Source organism: Neorhizobium sp. DAR64872/K0K18 (genome assembly GCF_050500175.1).
Taxonomy (GTDB): Bacteria; Pseudomonadota; Alphaproteobacteria; order Rhizobiales; family Rhizobiaceae; genus Neorhizobium; species Neorhizobium soli.
Map to the genome: position 1 here is coordinate 19,921 of NZ_CP191447.1, position 26,486 is coordinate 46,406.

Sequence of the window (26,486 nt, forward strand, 5' to 3'; positions counted from 1 at the left end):
GGTACGGAGTCAATAGCCCATGGACATGACGATCGGGAAATTTGCAAAGGCCGGCGACGTCGGCGTCGAGACCATCCGCTTCTACCAGCGGCGCGGCATTCTTCCGACGCCGCCGGGGCACGACGGCGTGCGGCGATACGGCCCGGAGGACCTCCGTCGGCTGAAGTTCATCAGGCAGGCGCAGACGGCCGGCTTCACCCTCGAGGAGATCGGAGAGCTTCTGGAGCTCGACGCCGGCGACGACCGCGAGACCGCGCGGAAGCTAGCGAAGGTCCGCCTCCAGGCCCTGGATGCGCGCATCGCGGAACTCGAGCAGGCAAGAAGGTCGCTCAGGAAGCTCGTGGGCGAATGCGCCTCCGGCAGGACAGGGCCGTGCCCGATCCTGTCGTCCTTCGGGATCTGACGGCAATGGTCAAGTCGGTCTGACAGAGGCATAAACGTAAGGCAGTCCTCCGTTCTTAGGTATCGCCATCACGTCGTATGATGCACCAGGATCAGTGCCCATACCAAGTGAGCCCTTTGGCATACCAGCGACCGCGAGGCCTGCAAGAGCTGGCTTCTCCTTCAGCAACCGGAAGGCAGTGTCTAGTGGTACGTGCCCTTCGAGGAAGTAGCCCTCAACTGTGGCCGTATGGCATCCCTGCAACGTGGGCGGCACCTTGAGGCCCTTCTTGACCGCCTCCATGTCCTTCTCGTCTCTGACATCGACTGCAAAACCGGCATCTGCAAATGCCGAAGCCCATGCCTCGCAGCATCCGCAGTATGGGTCTTTGTGAACCACCATTTCCGGCTCGTTGGCCGCCGCTGCCCGCGGAGTGAGCGCTGCGCCTATGGCGAAGCAGAAGAATGCTCTCCGTTTCATGCTTATCCTCCTCGTCCTGAGCTGCGCCCTATCGGCGCCATCCATTGTCTCTGTTCCGCGCACGGCCAGCATGTTATGATGATCCATGGTACCCGGGAGGTGCCCGTGAGACGCATCGGGATCGGTTTTGCGCTATCCATTTTGGTTGTGCCTGGCGCACATGCGCAGGATCGATATCCTTTTCACGTTGCCACCTTCTCGGATAGCCGCACCATCAGTCTCGCCATCACTTCATCGGTCACTCCCTTCGACGGACAGTATGATTTCGAGGTCGATATCGGCCTGACGGAGCTTTCCGCTGATGGAAACATCATCTTCGCAGATCATGGCGCACACGCCGTCCGCGTGCGTTGCGAAGCGCCCGGAGCCGTGAAAGTCGGCGTTATCGTTCACATGATGCCGCGGTCGTTAGAGCCTGGAGACTGGATGCGAGATCTGTGGAAGGTTCTCTGCCTGCAGCCAACGTCATGATCCTTACCCGCCGCGCCTTCAGGTAGAAGACGCGGCGGTTGGTCGCTCACTTGACCTGGGTGACGGTCAGTTTTCCATTTTTGCGCTCGGCGACGAATTGAACTTTCGCGCCTTCCTTCAGCTTCGCGAGAAGGGCATCGTCCTCCACCGCAAAGACCATGGTCATCGCCGGCATCTCGAGGGTCTTCAGCTCCTCGTGGACGAGCGTGACCTTCTTCGCCTTGGCGTCGACCTTCTTGACGGTTCCGTTCGTGAACTCTTGGGCGAACGCGCCGGCCGTGGAGGACAGGGCGATGGCGGCGGCAAGGCCGATTTTTACGATGTTCTTCATGTTCGGGTTCCTTTCAGATTGCCGTTTTTTACTACTTGGCGACAGCCACGTCGCCGTGCATTCCGGCGTCGTAGTGGCCGGGGATCAGGCACGCGACCTTGAATACGCCGTCGTTGGTGAACTTCCAGACGATCTCGCCGCTCTTGCCTGGTGCCAGGCGGATCGCGTTCGGGTCGTCATGCTCCATCTCCGGGAACTTCTCCATGACAGCTTTGTGCTCCATCACCTTGTCTTCGCGGTCTAGGACAAATTCGTGATCAAGCTCACCATCATTCTTGACAGTGAAGCGGATGGTTTGGCCCTTGCGAACTTTGAAGTTGTTCGGGGTGAAGACCATTTTACCGTCTGGCGTTTCTTTCATGCTGATGCGGATGGTCTGGGTGACCTTGGACTTCTCGCCCGGTTCCCCTACGGCCATCGGCTCGTCATGTCCGCCCGCATGGTTGCCAGATGCCAGTACCGGCGTTGCCAAAGCAGCGAGGAGAAGTCCAGTTATAAAGGTTTTCATCTTTTGATTCCTTAAATCGGCGTGATCAGCCATGGTTTGAGTGTTTAGGTGAAAGCTGAGTTTTTGCGTCTTTGGCTTTAGGGGCGTCCGGTAGACTTCCAGTCCACTCCCATGCCTGCGTACCGGGAGGGTTTTCATACCAACCAGGGTCGCTGTAATCGCCCGCCGAGATACCCTCGCGGACCTTGACGACGGAGAACATGCCGCCCATTTCGATGGGGCCGTGCGGACCCCAGCCTGTCATCATCGGCACGGTGTTCTCCGGGATTTCCATCGACATCTCGCCCATATCCGCCATACCGGCGGTACCCATGGGCATGTACTCAGGACGGAACTGTCTGATCTTCTTGGTCACTTCCTTCTTGTCGACGCCGATGAAGGTTGGGATTTCGTGGCCCATGGCGTTCATCGTATGGTGCGACTTATGGCAGTGGATCGCCCAGTCGCCGACATACTTTGCGTCGAACTCGTATGCCCTCATCGCCCCGACTGGCAGGTCGATGCTGACCTCCGGCCACCGGGCTTCCGGTCGAACCCAGCCGCCGTCGGTGCAGGTGACCTCGAAGTCGTAGCCGTGCATGTGGATCGGGTGGTTGGTCATCGTCAGGTTGCCGACGCGTACACGAACCCTGTCATCCTTAGAGACCACCAGCGGATCGATTCCTGGAAACACGCGGCTGTTCCAGGTCCAGAGGTTGAAGTCAGTCATCTCCATCACTCTTGGCACATAGGTGCCTGGGTCAATGTCAAAGGCGCTGAGGAGGAAGACGAAGTCGCGGTCCACGGGCATGAACGTCGGGTCCTTCGGATGGACAACGAAGAAGCCCATCATGCCCATGGCCATTTGTACCATCTCGTCGGAGTGCGGGTGGTACATGAAGGTGCCGGACTTCACGAGGTCGAACTCGTAGACGAAGGTCTTTCCGACCGGAATATGCGGCTGCGACAGCCCGCCCACGCCGTCCATGCCAGATGGCAGGATCATGCCATGCCAGTGGATGGTCGTATGCTCCGGAAGCTTATTGGTAACGAAGATGCGTACGCGGTCACCTTCAACTGCCTCGATGGTCGGACCCGGAGACTGACCGTTATAACCCCAGAGATAGGCAGTCATGCCTTCTGCCATTTCTCGCTCTACCGGCTCGGCGACAAGATGAAATTCCTTGACGCCGTTGTTCATCCGGAAAGGTGCGGTCCAGCCGTTCAATGTAACGACCGGGTTGTAGTCGGGACCGACTGAAGGCTTCAAAGGCTTCTGTGTTGTAGGGGACTCCATGACTGCCGCTTCCGGCAGGCCCATGTTGGAGGTCTGGCTCCATGTTTGGGAGGAGACGAGGGCAGCACTGGCTGCACCCGCTCCGAGTAACTGTCGTCTGCTAAACATCGTGTTTCCTTTCTTAGTCCGCATCAGCCGACGCGACTTCGGTCTCTTCTGCTTCTGAAGATTCGCTGCCGCCGTAGATGACAGGGGCGAGGTTTGCTTCAGCCAGCCAGAAGTCGCGTTTTGCGTTGACGGCGAGGATGGTGGATTCAATCTTCTCTCGGGTGTCCGAGATCAGCTCAAAGGTGCTGGTGATCATGCCGTTGTAGCTGCGCATCGATTGCTCTTCGATTGCGTTGCGCAGCGGCAGGACGCTGTTGCGGTAATGGCGGGCAATGTCGTAGTTCGATTTGTACGACACGTAAGCGGAGCGGGCTTCAGAGCGGACGTTTACGGCTCGCTCCGCCAGCTGATTTGCCGCTCGCATGTAGGCAAGCTCGCCCTTGCGGAGCCGCGCCTGGCCAGAGTCGAAGATCGGGATTGTGAATTCGAGACCAGCTGTTCTGCTGATATCGGAGACGATCCGACCGTCTTCTCGTTCACGCTCTTTTTCCCAGGTGCCGACCAGCTCTATGTCGGTGACAATACGGGTGACATCCTCCAGCTTGTAGGACTGCGCCGTGGCCTGAAGTTCCAGGCGAGCCACCTGGAGGTCCATCCGTTTGCGAATGGCTTCCGCCTCGATGTCGTCACGCTTGATCAGTGCCTTCGGCAGGTTCGGCAAGCGGTTTGGAATTTGGAAGTCGATGTCGGACCCTGAGAGACCCATCAACCGGACGAGTTCTTCTTTGGCCAGCTTTGCTTCAAGCCGTGCTTTTGCGGTCTCCCCCGTCAGCTCGGCATAAAAGACATGCTCGCGGGCCTGATCTGCTTTCGGTAAGGACCCAGCTTCACCAATTTTCTTGGCAAGGTCAGATGCGGCGTCTGCCGCCACCTTAGCCTGGTTAAGGTAACCGACATTTTCCCAGGCGGAGACAGCCGTGATCCAGGCACGGCGAGTTTCTGAAGCCAGAGAAATAGTTTCCAGAGCTGCCGTTAGCTGAGCTTGGCGGAAGCGAGTCTCCGCAAGTTTGATGTTCTTGTCATACGTCGCCAGTGCTAGAATGTTGGCGGCGATAGCTCCCTCGATAACGCGGTAGGCTTCGAGCCCCGGACTTCCGATGCCCGTTAAGCCAACCGAGAAAGTCGGGAAGACGGACAGCTGGGTTTGCCAGACGTCTGCGGCACTTTCACCAAGCTCAGAATAAGCAGCCTGGAGGCCCTTATTGTTTAGTAACGCCACTTGTACGGCGGTCTCGACGTCGATGGTCTTTTTTGCCATCAGCGACTTCACGCGGGATCGCACAGCCTCGGCTTGCTGTCGATTTTGCACCCAAACTGTCTGTTTCCCGGTCGCCTCGTTGGTTTTGAGCGATGCATTAGTGAAGCCAGCATCCTTGGCAGCATATTCTGTCGTGACGCAGCCTGCTGCAATGAGCGGCAGAACGACGGCTGAGATGAGCTTGATGTGACGCATAGTCATCATGGTCATCCCTTCTTCGGCGCTTGGGCGTCGTTAAGGCTGCGCCAAGGCTTCGGATCAACGGGCATACGATGGGTGTAGCCGCCAATAGGGCTTTGATACCGAACGGGCCTGACGTCGGACACGGTGTCAGGGGTGTCGGCCGAAGCTACGACTTCGGGCAATGTGGAAGCGCATCCGCTGACGACGAGCGGCACGGCAACCAACAGGAACAAACGTTTCATGGTGAAAATCCGAGAATAAGTTCGCGATTGTGCCGCCGCGCATGGTTGCGCAAAGGCACAGCAAGCCCCGCCGTGCGGGTGCTAGTTCTCAGATATTAGGTGGGCGATGAAGGCTCGGCGCTTCGCCGACAGTGTCCGTGTCGTCAATGAACTCGCGGATCGATATGACCGCTGGATGGGACATCAAGGAACCGGGGCAGGTGATTGCGGCCACGCCACAATAATCCTGACAGCAGGAGGATTTCGATTTTCCCGGCTTGCTGTGGTCGTGCTGGTCACCGTGATGACCTGTGTCACTTACAGTGACATGATCATCTCCGTGGTGAGACGAATGTTCATCCAACTGCGAGACTTGAACAGAGGCATCGGGATGCATTGCGGCATTGACGGCAGAAAAGCTGTACCCGGCCAGTGACAGAACCATCACCAGTCTTACCAGCAGTGCCAATGCTCTAGATGTGATTCGAAACATCCCGCCCATGCCTAAGAGGATCGCCAGAGCCTTCAAGGTTGTCAATCGCTGCCATCTCTAACCATGTATTCGCGTCCTTTGTGTGGCATTGCCACAACGCTTTCTGGTTGTAAGGCGGCGGCCCGCTGCTCTGAGCACAGCGGGCTCGACTTGTTTCAATCGTTAAAGCCGGATCCGACCCATCTCGGAGCTTCGGCCAGAAGCCTTAGGTCCTTCGGAGCGGCAGGTTCTCTCATGCTCTGCCCAAGCAGTCGGTCCCACCATCAGGGAAAGGACCTTCACCAGGGCACCAGCGGCGGTTTTGAACCGTGTTGTCACCATTTCAGTAAGTCTCCTCTGGGCTGCGGGTTCAGGTGCTCTCGCGCGAGCCGCAAGATCAGCGATTGGTGCGCGACTTGCGGAGTTCTTCGGCGGGATCGAAAACGGACACTGTGCCGTATTTGGTGTTGGTCCGCTTGACCAAACCATTGCCGAGAACTTCGAATGTAACTGCGTCCGACTTCGCGTTTGCCGTGTCGCCCGGGTTCCCATGACCCTGGACAATCTTGTCGACGTCAGATGCGCGTGGGCTGATCGGACCGTTTGCTGATGCGTTGGAGGTGGCAGCAGCAAGTGCTATGAAAGCGATGGCGAGCTGAAACTTCATGATCTTTTCCTCTGTGTACGCTGCGGAGGTGCAGCATGAGGAAGTTAGATTGCGGGATTGTCAGCTACCTTTCCGGCACTTTACATCTTTGTAAACTTGCAAAAGCGCCGTCGCCGCAACAAAGCCGGAATTAGTGCCTTCGGGTGCCGTGAAGAAATCATCTGGATACGACATGAAAATCCTTCTCATTGAAGACGACGAGAAGACCGGGACATACATCGCGAAGGGAATGACGTCAGCGGGCTATGTCGTAGACTGGCTTCGTGACGGCAGAGACGGCCTCAACGCAGGTTTCGACGCTTCTTATGATGTAATGGTTGTCGACCGAATGATTCCGGGGCTCGACGGGTTGACGATGGTCAAGAGCCTTCGCGCGGCTTCGATCCGTACGCCTGTGCTTTTCCTTACAGCGATGAGCGGCGTTGATGATCGTGTCGAGGGCCTGGAGGCCGGGGGTGATGACTATCTGGTCAAGCCATTCGCTTTCTCGGAGCTGATAGCTAGGGTCAATGCGCTCGTCAGGCGACCGCCTATATCTACAGAAAAGACCAAGCTCAGGGTGGGCGATCTTGAGATTGACTTGGTCAAGCGCACTGCGGACCGAGCTGGCACTCCGCTCGATCTGCTACCGCGCGAGTTTGCTCTACTGGAGCTTCTCATGCGTAACGAGGGCAGGGTGCTGACCAAGACAATGCTGCTGGAGAAAATCTGGAACTTCAACTTCGACCCGCAAAGCTCAGTGGTAGAAACCCATGTCAGCAGGTTGCGGGCCAAGATCGACAGACCTTTCGATTTCCCGTTGCTACATACCGTCCGCAATACCGGTTATTCTCTCCATGCGCGGCGGTAGTTTCTTCAAAAGCACGGCCGTCAGGCTCGCCATCATCTACAGTTCGCTGTTCGTCCTGGCTTACCTTGGGGCGAACGTCATTGCCTACCAGATGGTGCTTGGCTATCTCGACGACCGTCTCGTGGCCGCCGTCATGGAGCGCTACCGCGAGATCGAGTCGGCGTTTTCAACCCGTGGCGTTTCGGGTGCGATCGACATGATCAACAGCCACGGCCCGGCAATCAGGGGCCAGGAAACGATCTATACGCTCCAAAATGGGAGGGGGAAGGTTGTGGCGGGCAATGCTGCTCTCACAAACGTCCCAAACGGCTTCTCCTACCTTCCGCCAGACAGCCAGCACGAGGGAGTGACGGGATACAAGCTCTACAAGGGTCAACTCGGCGAGAGCGATCTGATTGTCGGAACGAGCGAGGGCGACACGGAACAGTTGGCCAGGATCGTGCTCCTCAGCTTTGGATGGACGACTGCCATTGTGTTTGCCGTTGGCCTGCTTGGGGCGGCAGTGCTCAGGTATCGTGCGCGCAACCGGATATTCGCCCTGACGCAAACCGCCCAGGCGATTGGCCATGGCGAGTTGTCCCGGCGACTGCCTGTATCGTCACGTATGGACGAGATCGATGTGCTGTCCGTTGAAGTGAATGTCGCCCTCGGCAGGCTGGAAGCCAGTGTCACCGCACTGAAGCAGGTGACCACGGACATCGCTCATGATCTCAAGACTCCGATCGGGCGGGTCTTCCTCGCGCTCGACGATGCCTTGAACCAGGAAGACGCCGAGGAAGTGAAAACTGCCGTTGCGGCGGCGCTTCAGGAGCTGTCAACGCTTGCTGGCACCTTCGATGCGCTTCTGCGCATCGCCCAGATCGAGTCCAGAAGCAGGAGGGCGAAGTTTGTAGAGGTCAACCTAGCCGATCTCGTCCGTGACATCCAAGAGACGTACGAGGTCATCGCATCGGAAGAGGGGAATATCTTTAGCACCAAAACACCTGAAGAAGCGTGCTGGATTCGAGGCGACCCCGACTTGATCAGGCAGATGCTGACGAACCTGCTTGCCAATGCAATGCGTCACACGCCTGACGGAAGCCATATTCTCCTGGAGGTGGAGCGACATGAGCAGGGTGCTGCCCTCTGCGTCAGCGACAACGGCCCGGGCATTCCAGAGGCGGAGCGCCTCAGGGTGCTCGAACGTTTTTACCGCCTCGAGAAGAGCAGGACAACCGAGGGATCAGGTCTCGGCCTGAGCATGGTGAAGGCGATCTGCGAACTGCATGATGCCAGGATCGAGCTCTCGGACAACGCCCCCGGCCTGAGAGTGCGGATCATCTTCCCCGCTCCTGCGGCCTAAATCAGCTAGCGGCCCGCCGCTTCACAGAGCGTCGCCGAAGCGACCGAAATCGAACGAGGCCGCCGCCGCGACGGGCCTCGAGTCCTTCTGCGCCGGATACCCGGTCGTGTAGCTTGCGCTGAAGGACGTCTTCGCAACGGGGTTCATTTCAGGAGGCGCGGCGAGCGCGGCCGCAAGCTCCCCGCGCGGCAGCGCTGCCGATGCCGCCGACGCCTGTACGATCTCTGCAGAGCGCGAGGTCGACGCCGTAATCACCTTGTCGGCCTGGGCGGGGCGGGAGGCGAAGACCGGAACCGGGATCCTGTAGCCGGCAAGATCCTCGAATCCGGCCGGCTCCTCGACCTTGCCTGCCGCGGCCGTGGTCACGGCGGCGAAGACCTCGTGCTCGGTCGGCGTCGTCGGACGCAGCGCGGTCAGGAGCGTTGTGGCTTCAGGACGCCTGGCCGGAACCGGAGCGGTGAACTTCTCGGCCGGCTCCGCGGATGCGACCGCGACGGCCTCCGCGGCCTTGGCGGGCTGCGGCGTGCGCTTGGCGGTCGTCGCCACGGTGGTTTCCGCGACGTCGTCCTCTTCCTCGGAATCGTTTCCTCCGAACAGGGCGGCAAGGAAGCCGCCCTTGCGCTTGGCCCCGCCGAAGCTGGCGATCTCGACCGCCGGGCCGGCGCCCTTGCGCTTGTATTCGGCGACCGCGGTCTCGTATCCGGGGAGCGGCTTGCCGTCGCTCGGGATGTGAAGGGTCTTGCCGTTCGGGAAGAGCTGGACGAGCTCCTGGCGGCTCATCCGCGGCCACGCCCGGACGCCGCCCACGTCCACGTGGACGAAGGGTGAGCCGGAGGTCGGGTAGTAGCCGACGCCGCCGCCCTGTTCCTGCATCGCCAGCGCACGAAGCGTCGCGAGCTTCACGCCGGGGATGAAGAAGTCCATCGCCTTGCCCTGGGTGTGCTGGCTTTCCTTGGCCACGCCGGCCGAACGCGTGCGCAGCATCGCGTTCGTGTTCGGGGAGCGGTAGCCGGAGACGACGTTGATGTAGTCGGTCGCGCCGCTGCGCCTGTAGACGTCCCAGACGATGTCGAAGAGACGGGGATCCATCTTGATGCTCTTGTCCGCGCGCCAGTCGCGCAGGAACTGGTTGAGCTGGCTCAGGCCCGCCTGGTCAAAGACGCCGTTCCTCTTGTATGTGATAACGGCCCGCTCGCCCGTGTGTCCGGAGTAGAGCTTCAGCGTCCGTTCCTCGGCGGCGGCGACGCCCGCCGATCCTAGAAGCGTCAGAAGACAGCCGGCCAGCAGACCGGAGGCAAGACGAGAGTCCGTACAAGGGATCATCCAGGACGCCACGCGCCTCAGTTCCTTCTTCAGATCGATTTTCAAGAGCTGGTTCCTGTCTCCGCCGCCGCAGCGGGTTCATCCGATTCCGATGTGGCGGGAGAATGTCATAAATGTCACAGTTGTCGATTATTATTTGTCATATTCAAGAAATAGTTAATTTAGAGAGACGAATCGACCTCACATCCGTCCAGTGGAAAAGAGTTTCCTGCAGAGATCGTTGACGGAAGAATGGCGCTGCGCAGGCGCGCCTTCTTGGAACTTTATCCCCTTAGCGGTGTTTCCGGAGCAGTTTTCGGGAGCGCCTGATGATTTTCAAGATTGGCCCCAGGTCGGTTTTCTGCGCCTTTGCCGTGGCGGTGGTGGTGCTGAACCTGTTCGCCATAAGTCCTGCACGCGCATCATCCGAAACGTGCCATGTGACGCACGCCGCAAACGCCGTCGGCCAGCATCGAGGCGCCGAGGTCCCGCAGGGCTGCTGCGACGCCACGCACTGCTGTCCCATGCTGCCGTGCCTGCCAGCGCCCGACGTCCCTGTCGCCATCCGTCACCAGCATCATCCCGTGCTCAAGGTCGAGCAGCCTCTGCTCCTCGTGACTTCGATCGATCCGCCTCCACGATCCGCAGTTTCGTGAACCGCCGAAGACCTACCAAAGACAACCTCACGAAACAGGAGTTCAAGATGAACAACGTATTGAAGACCGTACTCGCCGCCTCGCTGCTCTCCGCAGGGACCTTCGCGATCGCCGCTCCGGCGTCCGCCCAGTCGGCGATGGCCTATCCCGACAAGTGCAAGTCCGACATGTCCTCGGGCGGCGACATGGCCATGCAAGGTCACAACATGCAGATGGCTGACATGACCGACTACCAGAAGGAGTCGATGGACGGCATGAAGGCCATGAACATGAACATGATGCAGGGGATGATGAAGAAGGATCCGGACGTGTCCTTCGCCTGCGGAATGATCGCCCACCACATGGGAGCGATCAGCATGGCCCAGGTCGAGCTGAAATATGGCGACAACGCCGAGACGAAGGCCAAGGCGCAGAAGATCATCGATGACCAGACCAAGGAGATCAAGGAACTGACCGCCTGGGTCGAGAAGGAGGCGAAGTGATGCACCACATGTCTTCGCAGATGAAGGAATGCATCGACAACTGCCTCGCGTGCTACCGCGAATGCCTGTCGATGGCGATGGGCCACTGCCTGGAGATGGGCGGGAAGCACGTCGAGCCGAAGCACTTCAAGCTCATGATGGCATGCGCCGAAATGTGCCGGACTTCCGCCCACTTCATGCTGATCGGGACCGAGCACCATAGGCATACCTGCAGGGAGTGCGCGGAGATCTGCCGGCAGTGCGCCGACGACTGCGAGCGCGTCGGGGACATGCAGAGCTGCGTCGACGCCTGCCGGAAGTGCGCCGATAGCTGCGAGAAGATGGCGGCCTGATTTCAGGCGGTCATACCGAACGGCTGAATTCCGGCCGTTCGGGGCTATGGCCGGAGGCGGCCAGACGTCGGTCGCCTTGGGCCACTTCACAACATGGCCGGCCTCGTGCAACAATCGGCGCATGAAGCCTGTCCTGCTCCTCCAGCGCGTCCTGTGCACGCTCGCGATGGTCGCGGTCCTGATCGGACCTGCGGCCGTGGCGACGGCTGCGGCCGCGATGGCTTCGTCCGCATCCATGCAGTCCCCGGACGCGACAATGGGCATGGGCACGGACATGGACACGAGGGAGCAGTCGTCCGGCTCGCCGGCGATGGCCGACATGGACTGCTGTCCGAAAGCCGAAACTCCCCAGATGCCGGACTGCATGAAGACCTGTCCGCTGGCGCTCGTCTGCTCGACTGCGATCGTCGCCAGCGGGCCGTTCTCCGGCGGCGACCCGGTCGCATACGCCCTGCCGCTGTCATACCTGATCCACCAGGAGACCGACCTCGCGTCCGCGCTGGTGGAGCCGCCCCCGAGACCGCCGAGCGCCTGATTGCGTCTTGATCGAATTGCCGATGCTTCCGTTCCGGCGGACGAGCGTCGGCGCGTGCAATCAAGTGTGCCTCGCACACGTCGGGATCCGAATCATGAACAACAGAACATCCTACCGCGCGGCGCTCGCCGCGCTCGCCTTCCTCGCCGCGCCCGCGACAGGCGTCCTCGCAGGCGCCGCGGACTACGAGTTCCAGCTCGTCGCTTCCGAGGTGAAGCACGGCCCGCAGGCCGAGGTCGCCGTCAGGCTCGTCGACAGGCGCACGGGCTCTCCCGTGCCGCGCGCGGTCATCTTCACCACCCGCATGGACATGGCCCCCGACGGCATGGAGATGATGACCACCTCCGTCGAAGGGCTTTCAGAGCAGGAGCCGGGCGTCTACCGCTTCAGGACCAATCTCTCGATGGCGGGAGGCTGGCGCTTCAAGGTCGCCGCAAAGGTCCAGGGCGAGCCCCAGACGGTGCAGGGCGAACTCGTGCTGAAGGCGCTCCAGTGAAGACCGCGACATTACTGCTCGTCGCATCCTCCCTCGCCATCGGCGGCGGGGGAGGGTATCTGCTCGGCGCCGGCCGGATCGATCTGCACGGCGTCGTCCGCCTAGTTTTCATCGCGACGGAAGCCGAGACCTCTCCCGCCCAGGCCGCCGGAACCGGACCCGTCGTCTACTACCGCCATCCCGACGGCGAACCGAAATGGTCGCCGTCGCCCGCGGAAACGTCCGACGGGCGCGACTTCCTTGCCGTGCGTGCGAGCGAGGACGTCAGCTTCGCGGACGCTCCTCCGGCTGATGAGACGGCTTCCCAGAGGACCGGAGACCAGGAGACGGCCGGAGTCGAGAAGACGGGCGGGGGACGGACGATCCTCTACTACCGCAACCCCATGGGGCTGCCCGATGTATCGAAGGTGCCCAAGAAGGATTCGATGGGGATGGACTACATTCCCGTCTACGAGGGCGAGTCCGACGGCGGCTCCGACGTCCGGGTCGCTCTGGGCAAGCTCCAGCGCACCGGAGTGAAGACCGCGCCGGCCACGGTCGAGGTGCTGCGGCAGACGGTCCGCGCGCCCGGCGTCGTGGCGTTCGACGACCGCCGTATCCGCGCGGTCAGCATGCGCGCGGACGCCTTCGTCGAAGACGTGGCCGACGTCACCTCCGGCAGCCGCGTCAGGAAGGGCGACCCTCTCTTCCGCTTCTACTCGAAGGAACTCGCCACGGCCGCGTCGGAGTTCGCCAACGTCGTCTCCAGCGGCGGCGACACCGCCGGAAGCGCGCTGCGGCTCCGCAACCTCGGCGCCTCCGAAAGCCTGATTGAGGCGATCCGGCGCGACCGGAAGGTTCCCACGAAGATGACCTTCGACGCCCCCACCGACGGCGTCGTCGTCGAGCGCAACGCCGTGCCGGGGGCGATGGCCGAACCGGGGGACGTGCTCTTCAGGATCGCCGACACTTCGGACGTCTGGGTTGTCGCCGACGTCCCGGAAAGCCAACTCCGGGATATAGCAGTCGGGGCCGCCGCCACGGTCGAGGTCGCCGCCCATCCGGGCGGGCATGTCACTGGCACCGTGGAACTCGTGTATCCCGAGATACGCGACCAGACGCGGACCGCGAAGGTCCGCATACGGGTGCCCAACCCGGACGGGCTGCTTCTCGCCAACATGTTCGGCGACGTCCGGATCGAGAGGGGTCCGTCCGATCCTGTCCTCTCGGTTCCGAACGACGCGGTCGTCGACACGGGAACGCGACGGATCGTGTTCGTCGACAAGGGCGAGGGCAGGTTCGAACCTCGGGACGTAACGCTCGGCGCGCGCGGACCGTCCAGGGTGCAGGTGAAGACGGGGATTTCGGAGGGCGACCGCGTCGTGGTTTCGGCTAACTTCCTGCTCGACGCCGAAAGCAACCTTAACTCCGCCCTGAACTCGCTCTCCGCCGGAGACGTGCAGCCATGATCGCAAGTGTCATTTCGTGGTCCGCCCGCAACCTCCTGCTGGTCTTCGTGCTTGCGGCCCTGGCCGTGGCCGGGGGCGTGCACGCGCTGCGGACGCTTCCCCTCGACGCAATCCCCGACCTCTCGGACGTGCAGGTCATCGTCTACACCGAATACCCCGGCCAGGCACCGCAGGTGGTCGAGGACCAGGTCACCTATCCGCTGACGAGCTCCATGCTGACCGTCCCGAAATCGAAGGTGGTGCGCGGCTTCTCCTTCTTCGGCGTCTCCTTCGTCTACGTGATCTTCGAGGACGGCACCGATCCCTACTGGGCGCGCAGCCGCGTCCTCGAGTTCCTCAACGCCGCCGCCGGCCGCCTGCCAGGCGACGTGTCGCCGACGCTGGGGCCCGACGCGACGGGCGTCGGCTGGGTCTACCAGTACGCCGTCGTCGCGAAGGAGATGTCGCTCGCCGAGCTGCGCTCGCTCCAGGACTGGGTCGTGAAGTTCGCCCTTTCCCGGTCCGAAGGCGTCGCCGAAGTGGCGAGCGTCGGCGGCTTCGTCAAGCAGTACTCCGTCGTGGTCGATCCCGTACGCCTCAAGGCGCAGGGCATAACGCTGGACGCCGTCGCTTCCGCCATCAAGGCGAGCAACCGCGACGTCGGAGGCCGCACCGTCGAACTTTCGGAGTTTGAATACATGGTCCGTGGAAGGGGTTACCTTCAGGGCGCTTCCGATATCGGAAACATCGTGCTCAGGTCGGAGGCAGGCGTTCCGCTCCGCGTGGCGGACGTCGCCGCAGTCGAGATCGTTCCGGACGAGCGCCGCGGCATCACGGAGATGAACGGCGACGGCGAGGTGGCCGGCGGCATCGTGCTTCAAAGGTACGGCTCGAACGCGCTGACCGTCATCGAAAACACCAGAAAGAGCATCGACGCGGCGAAGGCCAGCCTGCCGGAAGGCACGGAAATCGTCCCCGTCTACGACCGCTCGCGCCTGATAGAGGCGGCGATCGAGACGCTGAAGGGAACCTTGCTGGAGGCATCCGTCGTCGTCGCCCTGGTGACGATCGTGTTCCTGATGCATGTCCGCAGCGCCCTGGTGGCGATCATCATGCTGCCGGTCGGCATCCTCATGGCATTCATGGCGATGCGGCTGCTGGGGATAGGCGCGAACATCATGAGCCTGGGCGGGATTGCCATCGCCATCGGGGCGATGATCGACGCCGCCATCGTCATGATCGAGAACGCCCACAAGCATCTCGAACGTGCTCCGCCCGAGAAGAGCCGCGTGGACGTCCTCATCGAGGCGGCCTCCGAAGTCGGACCTCCGCTCTTCTTCAGCCTCCTGATCATCACCGTCTCGTTCCTGCCGATCTTCACGCTGGAGTCCCAGGAGGGCAGGCTGTTCGGGCCTCTCGCCTTCACCAAGACATTCGCCATGGCGGCCGCCGCGATCCTGTCGGTGACGCTGGTCCCGGCTCTGATGGTGGTGTTCGTGCGCGGCAGGATCATGCCTGAGCACAGGAACCCGGTGAACCGCATGCTGATCTGGCTCTACCGGCCGATCATAAGCGGCGTGCTGCGAGCGAAGACCCTGACGATCCTGGTCGCCGTGGCCGCTCTCGCCGTCACGGTCTGGCCGGCCCGCCAGCTCGGCACCGAGTTCATGCCCAGCCTCGACGAGGGCACGCTGATGTACATGCCGACGACGTTGCCCGGACTTTCCGTCACGAAGGCGGCCGAACTCATGCAGGTGCAGGACAGGATCATCAAGTCGTTCCCAGAGGTCGAGACCGTATTCGGGAAGGCGGGCAGGGCCCTCACCGCGACCGATCCCGCGCCGACCGAAATGTTCGAGACCATCATCACCCTGAAGCCCAAAAATCAATGGCGGCCCGGTGTCACGGCGGACACGCTGAAGCAGGAGATGGACGCCGCCCTGCAGTTTCCGGGGGTCTCGAACGCATGGACGATGCCGATCCGGGCTCGCATAGACATGCTCTCGACCGGGATCAGGACGCCGGTAGGCGTCAAGGTGTTCGGCAGCGACCTGACGCAGATGGAGAAGATCGCAAGACAGATCGAAACCGTTCTCAAGACCGTGCCGGGCACGTCCTCCGCATATGCCGAGCGCGTCATCGGCGGATACTACCTCGACATCGTGCCCGACAGGGCGGCCCTCGGCCGCTACGGACTGACGGTGGACAGCGTGCAGAACGTCGTCGGCATGGCGCTCGGATCGCAGATGCTGACGGCCACCGTGGAGGGCCGGGAGAGATATTCGGTGGCCATACGCTATCCGCGTGACTACCGCAGCGATCCGGATGCGATCGCCCGCGACGTCCAGGTCGACCTTTCCGGCGGCGGCGCCGTCCCCCTGGGCCAGGTCGCCCGCGTCGAGCGGAACCGGGGAGCGACCTCCATCAGGACCGAGAACGGCCAGCTCGCAGTCTACGTCTTCGTCGACATCGCGGGACGCGATCTCGGGGGATACGTCGCAGACGCGAAGGCCGCCGTCGAGAAGTCCGTCGCGATGCCGACGGGCTACTCGCTCGGATGGAGCGGCCAGTTCGAATACCTCGAGCGCGCCAAGGCCCGCCTCGCGCTCGTCGTGCCCCTGACGCTGGCCCTCATCTTCCTGCTGCTCTACCTCAACTTCCGACGCGTGACGGAAACCCTCATCGTCATGCTGTCGCTGCCCTTCGCCCTCGTCGGCGGAATCTGGATGATGTGGTGGCTCGGGTTCAACCTGTCGGTCGCCGTCGCGGTCGGCTTCATAGCGCTGGCGGGCGTCGCCGCCGAAACGGGAGTGATCATGCTCATTTATCTCGACCAAGCCTTGGAAGAGGAACGCCGTCGCTGTGCGGAGGAAGGCCGAACGCTTTCGCGCGGGGACCTGCACCGGGCCATCGTCGTCGGCGCGGTCGAACGGGTTCGCCCCAAGATGATGACCGTCGTCGCCATCATGGCCGGACTCGTGCCCATCCTCTGGAGCACCGGGACCGGCTCAGAGATCATGCAGCGTATCGCAGTCCCCATGATCGGGGGCATGATCTCGTCGACCGTCCTGACGCTCGCTGTGATCCCGGCTGTCTACGGCGTGGTCAAGGGATGGCGGCTTCGCGAAACGCTCCCACAGGAGCAACGGGCATGACCTGGTGCAGGATCACGTGCTTCGCAACGGCGTTCGTCTTCATCCTGACAGGTGGTGTTTTGGCCGCACCTGCATGGGAACGGCAGCTCGACATGAAGGCGATGGCGGAGGCGGCCAGGGCTATTGGAGAGCTGTTCAGCGGCAAGCGGCCCTACAGCCAGCAAGAGTTCAAGTCGGCGGCGGAAGTCATCCGGAGAAGAGCGGGCGACCACCTTATCGACAGCTTCCAAGGCGAGCAGCAGCCGGACTCGAAAGCCAATGCGGGAGCGATTGCGTCATCGGCCGGCGAGTTCGAAAAGCTAGCCCATGATCTCCAGATCTACGCTTCGGCCCTGTCTTCCGCGGCAGATCAGAATGCGGTCGAGCTTGGACCAGACACGCGGATGAGCAGCACGCTAATCGGCAGTCCGTTTGGACGAAAGCTCGATCCATCCCACGACGCGTCCGCGGTGCCCGCTGAGCACGCTTACCATCTCATGCTTCAGACCTGCACGAGCTGTCATGCGAAGTACAGGAAGCCCTGACCTATATGCCCCGGACCGCCCTGACGAACGTCATCGTGAGTGCGAGCGCGCAGGCAATGATGAAGCCCACGACGACAAACGCAAGTTTGGCCTGGCGGCGTGTCGCGCGTGGCAGTCGTGTTCGGGGAGGGTGGCCCGATGGCGCACCAAGCATCGGGTTGAGTCGGAAAGTTTTCTTTCGTCCCGCCATATTAGAAAAATGCGCAAGGAGGGGTTAGAGCCGTCGAGCTACTCCGTCAGACCGACTTGAAGGTCGTGGGATAGCCCGCTTCCACGATGGCTGCGGCGATGGCTTCAGGCGCAACAGAAGACTCAACCTTCACCTTCTTGCTGCCGACATCGATCATCGCACTCGCGGCCGGATCGGCTTGCTCGATCGCCTTCTTCACGGTTCCGGCGCAATGGCCGCAGGTCATGTTCGGAATGTCGAATTCGTACATCTAAATCTCCTCTGGGTGTTGCTAATCAAACATGAGGCTTACAGCAATGGGAAGGTCAATAGCCTGATCTACACTGCGTCCCGGGTTCGCCGAGTTGTGATGCAGGGTCGCTTCCATTTTGGACTCCAAGCGACGTAGCCAGTGTTTCGAGAGGAGATGCAATGACTGACACATGCAATCTAGCGACAGCGGGAAGCGGCTGGAGCCTCGACTCCCATGCAGCCACCTCTCGGTTCGTAACCTTTCTTTTCGCGAGCTCCGCTGCAGCGGTAAGGACTGCGAGCCCATGGCATGGTGCATGCGTAGCCGTCGTAATGGTTGCGTCATCAAGGAAACTGGAGAGATGATTGCCTTCCAGGATGATCGTGAAGATGGCTCCCGACAGGGAGTTCCATCTGTGCCGCCTTAAGCAGCAGACAAGGACAATCTGCCTTTTCGTCTTGGTGTTGGCTTAGATGGCACGGGCTTATGAACAAGGGACGGAGAAAGCCTCACGGACAAGCTTGGCTGATGGTCAGTCTTCAAGTTCCATAATAACTCTTACGCCATTTTCATTAGCCGGCTAATGGTATTCGCCTATAGCTCTCTCATGTGGCTTCCCTCCTCCCGTCGTCACTTTGACCGAGTGCAAGCCGGCCTGTGTCGCCGCACTAGCTTGAAGGACGCGCTTTGATCGCAAGCTCAGCCCTGCTTAATGAGCAGCTCTGTGCTCAAGACCAACTGTCGAGCGTATATCGCCGATGCGTCCAACATCGCCTTCCTTGTCACGCCAAAAAGGAAATAGAGGAGGTGGACCGCCGACAGAGCGCACAGAAACACTAGCTTGCCTGTGCTAAGGGAGGCAAAAGTAGGCTGATACCAAACGATCGCCGCAGCTGCCCCAAACGACAGAAGGTTCAGGGCGATGCCAACCGGCTTTAGACCGAGAAGATTTCGGTAGTAGCCGTAGCTGATCAACTCGTTGAAAAGCAGATTGAAAGTCTGCGTGTCTCGCGTGCTCTCACGCAGCCAGGTATAGGCTTGGTCGTAGAAGGCCTGCGAAGCGATAGGATCCTTCTCCTCGCCCTCCTTCGTAGGGGCCGGAAGACCAAGCTGGCCCGCTACGTAGGTACGGTAACGGTCGCGCTGGCTAGCTGGCAGTGTAGAGTCACTATGCGTAAGCTCCGTATTCCGCGGACGTCCTCCAGTGCTTGCAAAGATCTCCCGTTCCTTAGCTATGCCAAATCGCCTTGCCAAATTCGCGCCAGCGAAAAAAAGAACCCCTACCGCCACCGTTGCGAGCGCTTCAGGCAGGCCGGGATCAACCCAGCTTGCACAGAGCAGGCATAGTATGAGGGCTGGCGCCACTGCGAGGATAGCTGGGAAGAGCCGTGCCTTTACGGCATACATGTCGAGAAAATCCATGGTCAATGACTGCTCGTGCCTGTTATGGCAAGGAAACGAAGTGGGGTGGAAATAAGCAGTACCGCTGGCGGAGGCCGCTCTCGAGCGAGTGAGTTTGCGGTGTGCCAATCAAGTGCAGATGCTCCCTGATCGGATAGATGGCTGTGCCACGTGCCAACGTCGAAAAGACTGCCGCCACTGTCGCGAAATCGCTGACTGATCATCTTCTTCAGCCCTTTGGTGCCGAGCACGAACGAGGTAGCGCTACGCTTGCTGTCTTCGGGCGCCGGAAGAGTACCTACGACAGTTATTTTGCGAAGGCGCGAGTTGCAGGTGCCGATGAGCAAACCTCCGGTTTCGGCAGTGGGATACGTAGCGATCTCCTTGCGGATCAAGCGGACGACATCGTCTGCAATATCGAGGCTCCAGTCACCCCCCTCAACCTTGACGTTGTGGAAGGCGGGAACCGCTATCCTGCGCCAATTGGTAGATAGTCCGGTACGGTCTCTGACGCCGATCGCGATCTGCCCTCCAACAGACGCCTCAATCCCAACCATCCGGCAAAGCTCTTCGGTTGCCATGGCTGTCATGGCTGAAAGCCTTGCATCTGTCATAGGCATGGTCAGGGAACCACATCCGTCTCCGATCTGCACCTGCGTAAGCCCATGTGTTGGATCGAATAGCAGCTGCCGTTCGCGCTTGGTAACGGTAGCGTAGAGGCTCGCCTCTAGCTGCGACAGAGAAGGATTGCCTAAGGGACCTTCTGCGAAAACGAACGCGCCGTCGCCGCGGCCAAACAGTGTTACCTCGGCTACCCTGGCTTTTATCCTTCCCCCGGCGCAGCCCGACAAGGCTTCCCGCACAAGACGCGAGGCCGTGGTGTTTACCAGTAGCCCCGACTGGGTTGGAACGGCACGAAGCAGGTCATCCGGCTCGTCGAGCGCAGGAATGATGTCTCCTATGAACGATCTGGTGGTAGCGCCAAGCCTCCCCAGCTCATACGCGAGCTCAGGTGCCTTGAACTGCGGGAACGGACTTCGCGCCAGAGCATGACGCGCCATGTTATGCGGCTGTAGAAAGGCGCTGTCTGTTACGGCGAGGATGCGCGCTCCAGTGCGCGCTAAGTGCATCCCAACTTTGGATCCAACGCTCCCGCAGCCAATGATGCTCGTATTCGGGATCGCCAATGCACCGCTCATGCTCCGGAATAACCCTTGGGAGGGCATGTCAACCTGCCGCAAAGGGAAGACGGGGATGTCTGGGCGCAACGCTGGAGAGGGATTGTCCGATCTCGGCCGGTGGACATTCAATGAGTACGCTACGCACTCGATGCTCGAGCTTCTACCCATCAGCACGAAAGGCCTGCGTACGCAGAGGACTACTGCTACCGGGAGAGGCGCCGAAACCCACATAGCTTCGAAACGCCGCTCAAGATCTTTTACGAAGTGGCGAAGCTGGTCCCCCATGCCGTAGAGGTCAGCTCGAGCCTCAAGCTGACCTAAGGTGGTGACATCATCGGCTAAAAGATCCTTACTAACTGCTTTCTGACTGGGCCAAAGCACAGCAGCGACAGTGCGGCCGGGATCTTTCCGCGTCTCGAACTCGAAGGGGAATGTTTGTTCCAAGGCAGCAAGACTGGGAGCCAAATCGTTGCTGACCCAAAATCCAGGTGTTTCCTCCTCAGCTCTGTAAAGCTTTTCGAGATAGCGGGAGCGCAGCCAGACGCAACCTGCGTCTTTGCGAATGCGCTCGCCAAGGATGTGTTCGCGGTCGATAAAGATCGTACCCAGTACAGCAGCTCGATTGAGCGGTTCCCACCCGTGCTTTGCATTGGCAAGGCGCCCAGTAGCCGCTCGTTTTAACCAGATGCACATCTGATCGACGATCGCCATGATGCCCGCGTCGACTAGGTCGTGCTGGGTAAAGAATTCGTCAGGTGAGCCGTCGACGAGGCACGGCACAGGCAGCGATTTGCCATCACTCGGCGCCAAGTGCGGCATGACCGGGAAGTCATGACGAAGGCGAAACGATGGGCATCGTCCTGGATAGCCGGTTTGCAGTACTACCTCGACTGGTTCGACCGCTCGTACGCCCGTTTCGCTACGACCCGCAAGGCGGGCGCCATTGGGCAGCTCGACCGCGAGCTCCAGAGCCAAAACTGCCTCATTCTCGCCAACAAAGGCTATGCCAGCATTGCTGACGTAGGGATAGCCGCCAACGACACGCAGGAAATGCTCCGCGTGTCGTCGCATATCAGCCTCTGCCATATCGTATTACTCGCCATCCCGTGAGCCATGGCCTCGAGCCACAGTGGGAATTGCCGAAATACCAATTGCCGCTGCGACCTTCTTCGCCGCAACCCGATGACTAAATGAAGGGCCCTGATGGGAGATCGTAAACTCGATCGGGCGTGAGTTTTTCTCCCAGAACTCTTCCGTGCAATGGAAACGGTCGGCGGATGTAATTGAGACGTACTCGCGCTTGGCGCGCTCATGCGGAGGGTTAGGCTCTTCTTTCTTGATCGGGTTGGAGCTGGCCACGATGTGCGCGCCCTCCCGGCACTGCGATAGCGCGTTGCGAGCGTCTGGCGAGACCTTCACATCCTCGCCCATTTCCGACCATCGATCATGGCTCAGTGTCCGCCAGGAGCAATGATGCGGTGTCTCCATAACGTCATAGCTAAGCCAGTCCGAGTTGCTGTCCTTGTGCCGCTGCCAGAGGCGATCCCAGATCGCAACGCTTGCATCCCCACCAGAAAGGAATCGGCACGCATCCTCCGTTCCGTCGGCCATGATCGCGAACCGCAGGATCACCGATGAGTTGTTCTTCGAGAGCAAATCAATCAGTTCTTCGGCGTCCTCCTGGTCCGGATCAATATAGATGGGAGCCAGAAGACGGGCCTCAAACTGCCCGTCTTCCTCTCGATTGGCGGCGGTGATTAGTTCGTCCTGTAGTACAACGATATCCATGATGTCGTCTGTCTTGCCGTCACGGTCTTTGCCAAGGATCAGGATACGGTCGCCGCTATCCGTACCATCCATGCCTTTTTCCTTAAACAAATTAACGCGCCGCCTCGCCTCCGTTGCCCAGGCCTTTGCGTCATCACATAGCTTGTGCTGCGAATTCGCGCGGCGGAATACGATCGGGGAAGACCACATTTCCCGGATCACTATCCGGTCTTTGTCCTCTTCGTCCGGATATTCGTCTAGAGCCCCAAGATGGAAGTGGTTGCGCAACCCGCTAACGTGGTCCGCGTCCGGATGCGAGACGAGAAAGGCATCAACGTATGGCCGGTCCTCATCGTCTCGTGGCAACCGGTCCTTAAGATCCTGCGCGACGTCATGAACATCCTCGTCCTCACCATCCGCCGACGCACGAATATTGATATCGATGAGAATATTCTGGCCGTTGTCGAGGGTGACAAGTGCCATATCCCCGTTACCTACTGGATAGAAAGTAAGATTTGCAGCCATAGCCGGGTCCTGTGCTGTTCGAAATTAGAAACAGGAGCCTCGGGTTGCCGAGGCCTCTGTAGTAGATCTACGGGCATGTAGTCTCGAACTAGCAGTAGCTCCAAGCGACCGTCACTGGGCAATACCGCCGGCGGAAGCATACTGAAGGTCGATCTAAATATGGGCACTCCACCATTACTGGTGCAATACCGCTAGTACGAAATCCACCAATTGTTACATACCTCGGATCGGAGGAAGTCAGCTTTGTAGTGAGACACCCTCCCCTCGCCTCCTTCGCTTGGCGTTTCAATGCAGGAACGGCTTCGATTCCATCCGGCCACTTCCGCCCGCGGGGCTGGCGGAGTAGGGCCTACTTTCAACATGGAGCCGCAGTCTGAGGCTGAGGCCGACCATTTCAGCTTGGAACCTTTAGATGCTATTCGACATTTCTCCTTGCCTTCGTATCTCAAATGAGATACATTCTTAGGCAACAAGGAGACTAAGATGAGCACTCAAAGTTCAATGCTTCATGTGCGTATTGACGATCAGTTGAAGCAAAATGCTGCAGCGATCCTAGCAAACTTCGGCCTCACAATTTCAGACGCGGTAAGGATTCTACTTACCCGAGTCGAAAAAGAAGGTGCTCTTCCTGTAGGCCTGACAACTGACCCTGAAGCGTACGATGAGTGGTTTCGCAACAAAGTCAAAGAAGCCATGGAGGACGATCGTCCAAAAATATCGCATGCTAAAGCTATGGCTGCGATCAGAGCCAACCTCGACACGAAAACAAAATGAAAAGAGCTCCGGAGCAAACATGCTCCGGAGGTCCATCTTTTAAGGCCACTGCCTTGCAGAATGAAGAACCCTGAGAACGAGAATCTCACTCTCGCTCACAGTATAGATTACAACATAGCTCCCAACCGGCATTTCGCGAGTTCCGGCTACACGTCCAGCCCTGTAGCTAAAAGGGAAGTTCGGCAGGCGATCGACGCTTTCCTCAATCTGATCAACCAGCTTCCTTGCTGCCGGTGGATTAAATTCACTAATGAAATTAACCATTTCGTTGACGTCTTCGAGGGCATTTTCACCCCACTCGATCATGAGGGCATTACCAGACATTACATGCTTCCATATTAGGTTTCCTTGTTTCCTGTTGCTGTTGACAAGACTGCCCCAATATGCAAGTTAGAGACCGTAGAGAACGAACTTGCTTTGGCACAGGATGCCGTTATAACGACGACGCCGTTAGGGCAGACGTCGGTTTTTCTATGTTAAACCATTTTTAACTTCAAGTCAAGCCCGTTAGGAAAACGTTGCGCGGCAGCTTCTTTCTGCTGACGTGAACATGCAGCAGTGTCGGCTTACCGAGGTCCAACCGCTCTTCCTCCTGCTTCCTCAAGAGTATGATACCGCTGTTTCCAGAACGGTTGCATGTCGTCCCCGGACAGCGCTAAGGCCAGACACTTTTTGCAATACGTCGCCAGCGCCGTCTTCTGATTGTGGAGCCGGATCCGCGCCCCGAGGAGTTTCGGACGAAAAGCTAGAAGCGGAACAGCTTCCGGCAAATCAACTGGCCTCGGCAGTTTGCACCGCTAGATTGACTCTCGGCGAATGAGCTCCGGACAAGTGGGCTATCGATGTCACCGACTCCTCTGCCACGCTATCAGATCCCGCGCATCAGCTACTTACTCGTCGCACTGCCTAGGTGGCACAGATCGGACACCTGGAGCATTTGCAACAGCCGCGTGTGCTGGTCCATCTAGGATCAGTTGAGCATCTTCAGTTTATCAGACGGCGAATTCCGTCCTGTAATCATGCTGGCAGGTGATGTGGTGGCAGTCTAAGGTTGACCAGTACCGTAGGACGGCTTCCTTCTCCTCGTATTGATCAGTTCGCACCTCAAAGGTCATCAGCGACAAATCGCTCACCCGCATGAACAGCGCCCTTTGAAGGCAGACCAACCGGCTAGCATCCATTTGCATGACATGACCTGAAAGGAAAATTCCTGATGGCCGCAGCTGGTGCAAAGCCGCAGGGAATGTAGCATTTAGGTATACCTTCTGAGACAATCTGCGTGAGACACATATCAGTGTATCATTTGGGTTGATTTTGAAGTTATGAGACGCTACCCATTAAAGGTCTAGAACCTATTGAGACGTTTCATGGCAATTTACGGGTACGCGCGTGTCAGCACCATCGATCAGGATCTGGCAATTCAAGAGGCGGCTTTGAAGGCGGCCGGGTGCACGGTCATCCGGGCGGAAAAGAAATCCGGATCAACTAAGCAGGATCGGAGGGAGCTTAACACGCTTCTAGAATTCATGCGCGACGGCGACAGCCTGGTCGTGACGCGGGTCGATCGGCTGGCGCGGTCAGTTGGAGATCTGCAGGACATCATACGGCTGCTTAAGCAGAAAGGGGTGACCCTGAAGGCGACGGAACAGCCGATCGACACGAGCTCGGCGGCCGGCAAGGCTTTCCTCGATATGCTCGGCGTATTCGCTGAGTTCGAGACGAACCTTCGTAGAGAAAGACAGATGGAAGGCATCGCCGCTGCAAAAAGCAGAGGGGTCTACAAAGGCAGGAAGCCTCATGTTGATGTTGCTGGGATCCGCCGACTGAAATCCGACGGGATGGGACCAACAGAAATTGCCAAGACGCTGAACATAGGTCGTGCAAGCGTGTATCGCGCCCTCAGAGAAGCCGCATCATCGTAGGGCAAGAAGGCGGCTTCGCGCCAACAGCGGACATTGCAGTCCAACGCATACGGCTGCGTTGCGGCAATCTCTAAAGCGACACTCTCCGTTTCGCGAGCCGAACGCGGCCATTCCTGCCCCAGGATCACGGGTGAACCCGCTGGTGATGTCACCTGCGGATCAACCTGAAGTTCAACCTACGAGCAGATGGCTCATTGCCGGGTCGGGAATGACCACGATGCGGCTGCCATCTCTTACCTCGTCGTGAAGGTGAATCACGTCCTGATTGATGAGCCGGATGCAACCTGAGGAAACGGCCTTCCCAATGCTGAAGGCCTCAGGTGTGCCGTGGATTCGATATAAGGTGTCCCTCCCGTCCTCATGGATGTAGAGCGCCCGCGCGCCGAGCGGATTCTTCAGTCCGGGAGGCATGCCGCCATTTGCAATGCTGTAGGGTTCCAGTTCCGGTTGCCGCGCGACCATGGAATCGGGCGGCGTCCAGCGCGGCCATTCCCGCCTGTAGGCCATGATAGCCTGTCCCGCCCAGGCAAATCCTTCACGTCCGACCCCGATCCCGTACCGCATGGCACGGCCATCGGCCTTGACGTGGTAAAGATACTTGCCTGGCGTATCGACTACGAGGGTTCCCGGTCTCTCGCTCGTAGGATAATCGACCTCCGTCCGCCAGAATTGCGGGTCGAGTTGAGTGATATCGATTTCCGGGACCGGAAAACGCTCATTCGGCATGGCATAGTACATCGGCGGCACCACTGGTGTGGGCGCCGGCAGGGGTTCCGGGAGCGTCGCCAAAACGGGCGGGGGCTCGGTCGAGACGCAGCCTGAAACGGCGATTGCTCCAATCCCAAGGATAAATGAACGCCTCGGCAAGCTTGCGCCAATGCGGCTCGCGGTTGAGCAGCTAGTTCTTCTTTTGGTCTGGATCTCATTGGTCATGCGGCGACTCTTCGTTGATTTCTTCGACCTCTTCCAAGCCCGGCAGCCTTAAGGCACCCTGAAGGCTCTGCCGGTGCTTCTTGCAGAACAAGACCGGCTCCAA

General features: G+C 59.6%; 29 protein-coding genes. 13 read left to right on the top strand and 16 right to left on the bottom strand.

Annotated elements, in window-relative coordinates; all coding sequences use genetic code 11:
* Positions 1–19: 19 nt before the first annotated feature.
* Positions 20–403 (top strand): MerR family transcriptional regulator, encoded by a 384-nt coding sequence (locus ACQY1P_RS22645; protein WP_145162175.1) that lies wholly within the window; start codon positions 20–22, stop codon positions 401–403.
* A gap of 9 nt (positions 404–412) precedes the next feature.
* Here the strand turns inward: ACQY1P_RS22645 and ACQY1P_RS22650 are convergent, their stop codons facing one another.
* Complete coding sequence (locus ACQY1P_RS22650) at positions 413–862, bottom strand: DUF411 domain-containing protein (protein WP_145162178.1); 450 nt, start codon at positions 860–862, stop codon at positions 413–415.
* 105 nt (positions 863–967) lie between these two features.
* On the opposite strand from ACQY1P_RS22650, the gene ACQY1P_RS22655 reads away from it, so the two are divergent.
* Positions 968–1,333: a hypothetical protein gene (locus ACQY1P_RS22655; protein WP_145162181.1), complete on the top strand. Its 366-nt coding sequence runs from the start codon at positions 968–970 to the stop codon at positions 1,331–1,333.
* Between the two features lie 46 nt (positions 1,334–1,379).
* Here the strand turns inward: ACQY1P_RS22655 and ACQY1P_RS22660 are convergent, their stop codons facing one another.
* The 7 genes from ACQY1P_RS22660 to ACQY1P_RS22690 form a co-directional block, all read right to left on the bottom strand.
* Complete coding sequence (locus ACQY1P_RS22660) at positions 1,380–1,664, bottom strand: copper-binding protein (RefSeq protein WP_145162183.1); 285 nt, start codon at positions 1,662–1,664, stop codon at positions 1,380–1,382.
* A gap of 31 nt (positions 1,665–1,695) precedes the next feature.
* A complete protein-coding gene (locus tag ACQY1P_RS22665; RefSeq protein WP_145162186.1) occupies positions 1,696–2,172 on the bottom strand; it encodes a cupredoxin domain-containing protein in 477 nt (158 codons plus the stop codon).
* 25 nt (positions 2,173–2,197) lie between these two features.
* On the bottom strand, positions 2,198–3,556 hold the full coding sequence (locus ACQY1P_RS22670; RefSeq protein ID WP_145162189.1) for a multicopper oxidase family protein: 1,359 nt from the start codon (positions 3,554–3,556) through the stop codon (positions 2,198–2,200).
* Between the two features lie 13 nt (positions 3,557–3,569).
* Positions 3,570–5,015, bottom strand: a complete 1,446-nt coding sequence (locus ACQY1P_RS22675; RefSeq protein WP_145162327.1) for a TolC family protein — start codon at positions 5,013–5,015, stop codon at positions 3,570–3,572.
* A 5-nt stretch (positions 5,016–5,020) separates the two neighbouring features.
* Positions 5,021–5,239 (bottom strand): hypothetical protein, encoded by a 219-nt coding sequence (locus ACQY1P_RS22680; RefSeq protein WP_145162192.1) that lies wholly within the window; start codon positions 5,237–5,239, stop codon positions 5,021–5,023.
* 88 nt (positions 5,240–5,327) lie between these two features.
* Entirely contained in the window at positions 5,328–5,756 is a 429-nt protein-coding gene (locus tag ACQY1P_RS22685; protein WP_145162195.1) for a hypothetical protein, read from the bottom strand.
* Between the two features lie 331 nt (positions 5,757–6,087).
* Positions 6,088–6,357: a hypothetical protein gene (locus ACQY1P_RS22690; protein WP_145162198.1), complete on the bottom strand. Its 270-nt coding sequence runs from the start codon at positions 6,355–6,357 to the stop codon at positions 6,088–6,090.
* Positions 6,358–6,529: 172 nt separating this feature from the next.
* Here ACQY1P_RS22690 and ACQY1P_RS22695 point away from each other — a divergent pair, with 172 nt between their 5' ends.
* Together ACQY1P_RS22695 and ACQY1P_RS22700 are read left to right on the top strand one after the other, a co-directional pair.
* Entirely contained in the window at positions 6,530–7,207 is a 678-nt protein-coding gene (locus ACQY1P_RS22695) for a response regulator transcription factor (protein WP_145162201.1), read from the top strand.
* Entirely contained in the window at positions 7,194–8,549 is a 1,356-nt protein-coding gene (locus ACQY1P_RS22700) for a sensor histidine kinase (protein WP_145162202.1), read from the top strand. The genes ACQY1P_RS22695 and ACQY1P_RS22700 overlap by 14 nt, the downstream gene beginning before the upstream one ends.
* Positions 8,550–8,570: 21 nt before the next feature.
* Here the strand turns inward: ACQY1P_RS22700 and ACQY1P_RS22705 are convergent, their stop codons facing one another.
* Both ACQY1P_RS22705 and ACQY1P_RS22710 read right to left on the bottom strand, forming a co-directional pair.
* Positions 8,571–9,917 (bottom strand): DUF882 domain-containing protein, encoded by a 1,347-nt coding sequence (locus tag ACQY1P_RS22705; RefSeq protein ID WP_234888294.1) that lies wholly within the window; start codon positions 9,915–9,917, stop codon positions 8,571–8,573.
* Between the two features lie 356 nt (positions 9,918–10,273).
* Positions 10,274–10,432, bottom strand: a complete 159-nt coding sequence (locus ACQY1P_RS22710) for a hypothetical protein (RefSeq protein WP_430256778.1) — start codon at positions 10,430–10,432, stop codon at positions 10,274–10,276.
* Positions 10,433–10,566: 134 nt separating this feature from the next.
* Here ACQY1P_RS22710 and ACQY1P_RS22715 point away from each other — a divergent pair, with 134 nt between their 5' ends.
* From ACQY1P_RS22715 to ACQY1P_RS22745, 7 genes are all read left to right on the top strand, one after another.
* Positions 10,567–10,989 carry a DUF305 domain-containing protein gene (locus tag ACQY1P_RS22715; RefSeq protein ID WP_408021741.1) on the top strand — a complete coding sequence of 141 codons (423 nt, stop codon included), beginning with the start codon at positions 10,567–10,569 and terminating at the stop codon, positions 10,987–10,989.
* Positions 10,989–11,321 carry a four-helix bundle copper-binding protein gene (locus ACQY1P_RS22720; RefSeq protein WP_145162208.1) on the top strand — a complete coding sequence of 111 codons (333 nt, stop codon included), beginning with the start codon at positions 10,989–10,991 and terminating at the stop codon, positions 11,319–11,321. The genes ACQY1P_RS22715 and ACQY1P_RS22720 overlap by 1 nt, the downstream gene beginning before the upstream one ends.
* Before the next feature lie 121 nt (positions 11,322–11,442).
* Positions 11,443–11,856, top strand: coding sequence for a hypothetical protein (locus ACQY1P_RS22725; RefSeq protein WP_153423397.1), 414 nt, complete (start codon positions 11,443–11,445; stop codon positions 11,854–11,856).
* Between the two features lie 94 nt (positions 11,857–11,950).
* Complete coding sequence (locus ACQY1P_RS22730; RefSeq protein WP_145162212.1) at positions 11,951–12,352, top strand: FixH family protein; 402 nt, start codon at positions 11,951–11,953, stop codon at positions 12,350–12,352.
* Positions 12,349–13,800, top strand: a complete 1,452-nt coding sequence (locus ACQY1P_RS22735; RefSeq protein ID WP_145162214.1) for an efflux RND transporter periplasmic adaptor subunit — start codon at positions 12,349–12,351, stop codon at positions 13,798–13,800. The genes ACQY1P_RS22730 and ACQY1P_RS22735 overlap by 4 nt, the downstream gene beginning before the upstream one ends.
* Positions 13,797–16,934: an efflux RND transporter permease subunit gene (locus ACQY1P_RS22740; protein ID WP_145162216.1), complete on the top strand. Its 3,138-nt coding sequence runs from the start codon at positions 13,797–13,799 to the stop codon at positions 16,932–16,934. Before ACQY1P_RS22735 ends, ACQY1P_RS22740 begins: the two co-directional genes overlap by 4 nt.
* Positions 16,931–17,458, top strand: a complete 528-nt coding sequence (locus ACQY1P_RS22745; protein ID WP_430256780.1) for a cytochrome c — start codon at positions 16,931–16,933, stop codon at positions 17,456–17,458. Before ACQY1P_RS22740 ends, ACQY1P_RS22745 begins: the two co-directional genes overlap by 4 nt.
* Positions 17,459–17,694: 236 nt before the next feature.
* Here ACQY1P_RS22745 and ACQY1P_RS22750 read toward each other — a convergent pair whose 3' ends face one another.
* From ACQY1P_RS22750 to ACQY1P_RS22765, 4 genes are all read right to left on the bottom strand, one after another.
* Positions 17,695–17,898, bottom strand: coding sequence for a heavy-metal-associated domain-containing protein (locus ACQY1P_RS22750; protein ID WP_145162220.1), 204 nt, complete (start codon positions 17,896–17,898; stop codon positions 17,695–17,697).
* A 681-nt stretch (positions 17,899–18,579) separates the two neighbouring features.
* Positions 18,580–19,302 carry a hypothetical protein gene (locus ACQY1P_RS22755; protein WP_145162222.1) on the bottom strand — a complete coding sequence of 241 codons (723 nt, stop codon included), beginning with the start codon at positions 19,300–19,302 and terminating at the stop codon, positions 18,580–18,582.
* A gap of 2 nt (positions 19,303–19,304) precedes the next feature.
* A complete protein-coding gene (locus ACQY1P_RS22760; RefSeq protein WP_430256782.1) occupies positions 19,305–21,548 on the bottom strand; it encodes a hypothetical protein in 2,244 nt (747 codons plus the stop codon).
* Positions 21,549–21,554: 6 nt separating this feature from the next.
* Entirely contained in the window at positions 21,555–22,754 is a 1,200-nt protein-coding gene (locus tag ACQY1P_RS22765; protein WP_145162226.1) for a hypothetical protein, read from the bottom strand.
* Positions 22,755–23,237: 483 nt separating this feature from the next.
* Between ACQY1P_RS22765 and ACQY1P_RS22770 the strand changes: the two genes are divergently transcribed.
* Positions 23,238–23,528: a type II toxin-antitoxin system RelB/DinJ family antitoxin gene (locus ACQY1P_RS22770; RefSeq protein ID WP_145162229.1), complete on the top strand. Its 291-nt coding sequence runs from the start codon at positions 23,238–23,240 to the stop codon at positions 23,526–23,528.
* A gap of 39 nt (positions 23,529–23,567) precedes the next feature.
* On the opposite strand, the gene ACQY1P_RS22775 is transcribed toward ACQY1P_RS22770, so the two are convergent.
* Positions 23,568–23,852 carry a type II toxin-antitoxin system RelE/ParE family toxin gene (locus ACQY1P_RS22775; RefSeq protein WP_234888296.1) on the bottom strand — a complete coding sequence of 95 codons (285 nt, stop codon included), beginning with the start codon at positions 23,850–23,852 and terminating at the stop codon, positions 23,568–23,570.
* A gap of 1,043 nt (positions 23,853–24,895) precedes the next feature.
* Here ACQY1P_RS22775 and ACQY1P_RS22780 point away from each other — a divergent pair.
* A complete protein-coding gene (locus ACQY1P_RS22780) occupies positions 24,896–25,450 on the top strand; it encodes a recombinase family protein (RefSeq protein ID WP_062654064.1) in 555 nt (184 codons plus the stop codon).
* 171 nt (positions 25,451–25,621) lie between these two features.
* Here ACQY1P_RS22780 and ACQY1P_RS22785 read toward each other — a convergent pair whose 3' ends face one another.
* Positions 25,622–26,383, bottom strand: a complete 762-nt coding sequence (locus ACQY1P_RS22785; RefSeq protein ID WP_062653989.1) for a L,D-transpeptidase — start codon at positions 26,381–26,383, stop codon at positions 25,622–25,624.
* Positions 26,384–26,486 lie beyond the last annotated feature (103 nt).

Bases quoted from the DNA above. Each gene is read 5' to 3' on its own strand.
- ACQY1P_RS22645 (WP_145162175.1), top strand. From the start codon at position 20: ATGGACATGACGATCGGGAAATTTGCAAAGGCCGGCGACGTCGGCGTC.
- ACQY1P_RS22650 (WP_145162178.1), bottom strand. From the start codon at position 862: ATGAAACGGAGAGCATTCTTCTGCTTCGCCATAGGCGCAGCGCTCACT.
- ACQY1P_RS22660 (WP_145162183.1), bottom strand. From the start codon at position 1,664: ATGAAGAACATCGTAAAAATCGGCCTTGCCGCCGCCATCGCCCTGTCC.
- ACQY1P_RS22665 (WP_145162186.1), bottom strand. From the start codon at position 2,172: ATGAAAACCTTTATAACTGGACTTCTCCTCGCTGCTTTGGCAACGCCG.
- ACQY1P_RS22670 (WP_145162189.1), bottom strand. From the start codon at position 3,556: ATGTTTAGCAGACGACAGTTACTCGGAGCGGGTGCAGCCAGTGCTGCC.
- ACQY1P_RS22675 (WP_145162327.1), bottom strand. From the start codon at position 5,015: ATGACTATGCGTCACATCAAGCTCATCTCAGCCGTCGTTCTGCCGCTC.
- ACQY1P_RS22680 (WP_145162192.1), bottom strand. From the start codon at position 5,239: ATGAAACGTTTGTTCCTGTTGGTTGCCGTGCCGCTCGTCGTCAGCGGA.
- ACQY1P_RS22690 (WP_145162198.1), bottom strand. From the start codon at position 6,357: ATGAAGTTTCAGCTCGCCATCGCTTTCATAGCACTTGCTGCTGCCACC.
- ACQY1P_RS22695 (WP_145162201.1), top strand. From the start codon at position 6,530: ATGAAAATCCTTCTCATTGAAGACGACGAGAAGACCGGGACATACATC.
- ACQY1P_RS22700 (WP_145162202.1), top strand. From the start codon at position 7,194: ATGCGCGGCGGTAGTTTCTTCAAAAGCACGGCCGTCAGGCTCGCCATC.
- ACQY1P_RS22710 (WP_430256778.1), bottom strand. From the start codon at position 10,432: ATGATGCTGGTGACGGATGGCGACAGGGACGTCGGGCGCTGGCAGGCA.
- ACQY1P_RS22720 (WP_145162208.1), top strand. From the start codon at position 10,989: ATGCACCACATGTCTTCGCAGATGAAGGAATGCATCGACAACTGCCTC.
- ACQY1P_RS22725 (WP_153423397.1), top strand. From the start codon at position 11,443: ATGAAGCCTGTCCTGCTCCTCCAGCGCGTCCTGTGCACGCTCGCGATG.
- ACQY1P_RS22730 (WP_145162212.1), top strand. From the start codon at position 11,951: ATGAACAACAGAACATCCTACCGCGCGGCGCTCGCCGCGCTCGCCTTC.
- ACQY1P_RS22740 (WP_145162216.1), top strand. From the start codon at position 13,797: ATGATCGCAAGTGTCATTTCGTGGTCCGCCCGCAACCTCCTGCTGGTC.
- ACQY1P_RS22745 (WP_430256780.1), top strand. From the start codon at position 16,931: ATGACCTGGTGCAGGATCACGTGCTTCGCAACGGCGTTCGTCTTCATC.
- ACQY1P_RS22750 (WP_145162220.1), bottom strand. From the start codon at position 17,898: ATGTACGAATTCGACATTCCGAACATGACCTGCGGCCATTGCGCCGGA.
- ACQY1P_RS22755 (WP_145162222.1), bottom strand. From the start codon at position 19,302: ATGGATTTTCTCGACATGTATGCCGTAAAGGCACGGCTCTTCCCAGCT.
- ACQY1P_RS22760 (WP_430256782.1), bottom strand. From the start codon at position 21,548: ATGGCAGAGGCTGATATGCGACGACACGCGGAGCATTTCCTGCGTGTC.
- ACQY1P_RS22765 (WP_145162226.1), bottom strand. From the start codon at position 22,754: ATGGCTGCAAATCTTACTTTCTATCCAGTAGGTAACGGGGATATGGCA.
- ACQY1P_RS22770 (WP_145162229.1), top strand. From the start codon at position 23,238: ATGAGCACTCAAAGTTCAATGCTTCATGTGCGTATTGACGATCAGTTG.
- ACQY1P_RS22775 (WP_234888296.1), bottom strand. From the start codon at position 23,852: ATGTCTGGTAATGCCCTCATGATCGAGTGGGGTGAAAATGCCCTCGAA.
- ACQY1P_RS22780 (WP_062654064.1), top strand. From the start codon at position 24,896: ATGGCAATTTACGGGTACGCGCGTGTCAGCACCATCGATCAGGATCTG.
- ACQY1P_RS22785 (WP_062653989.1), bottom strand. From the start codon at position 26,383: ATGACCAATGAGATCCAGACCAAAAGAAGAACTAGCTGCTCAACCGCG.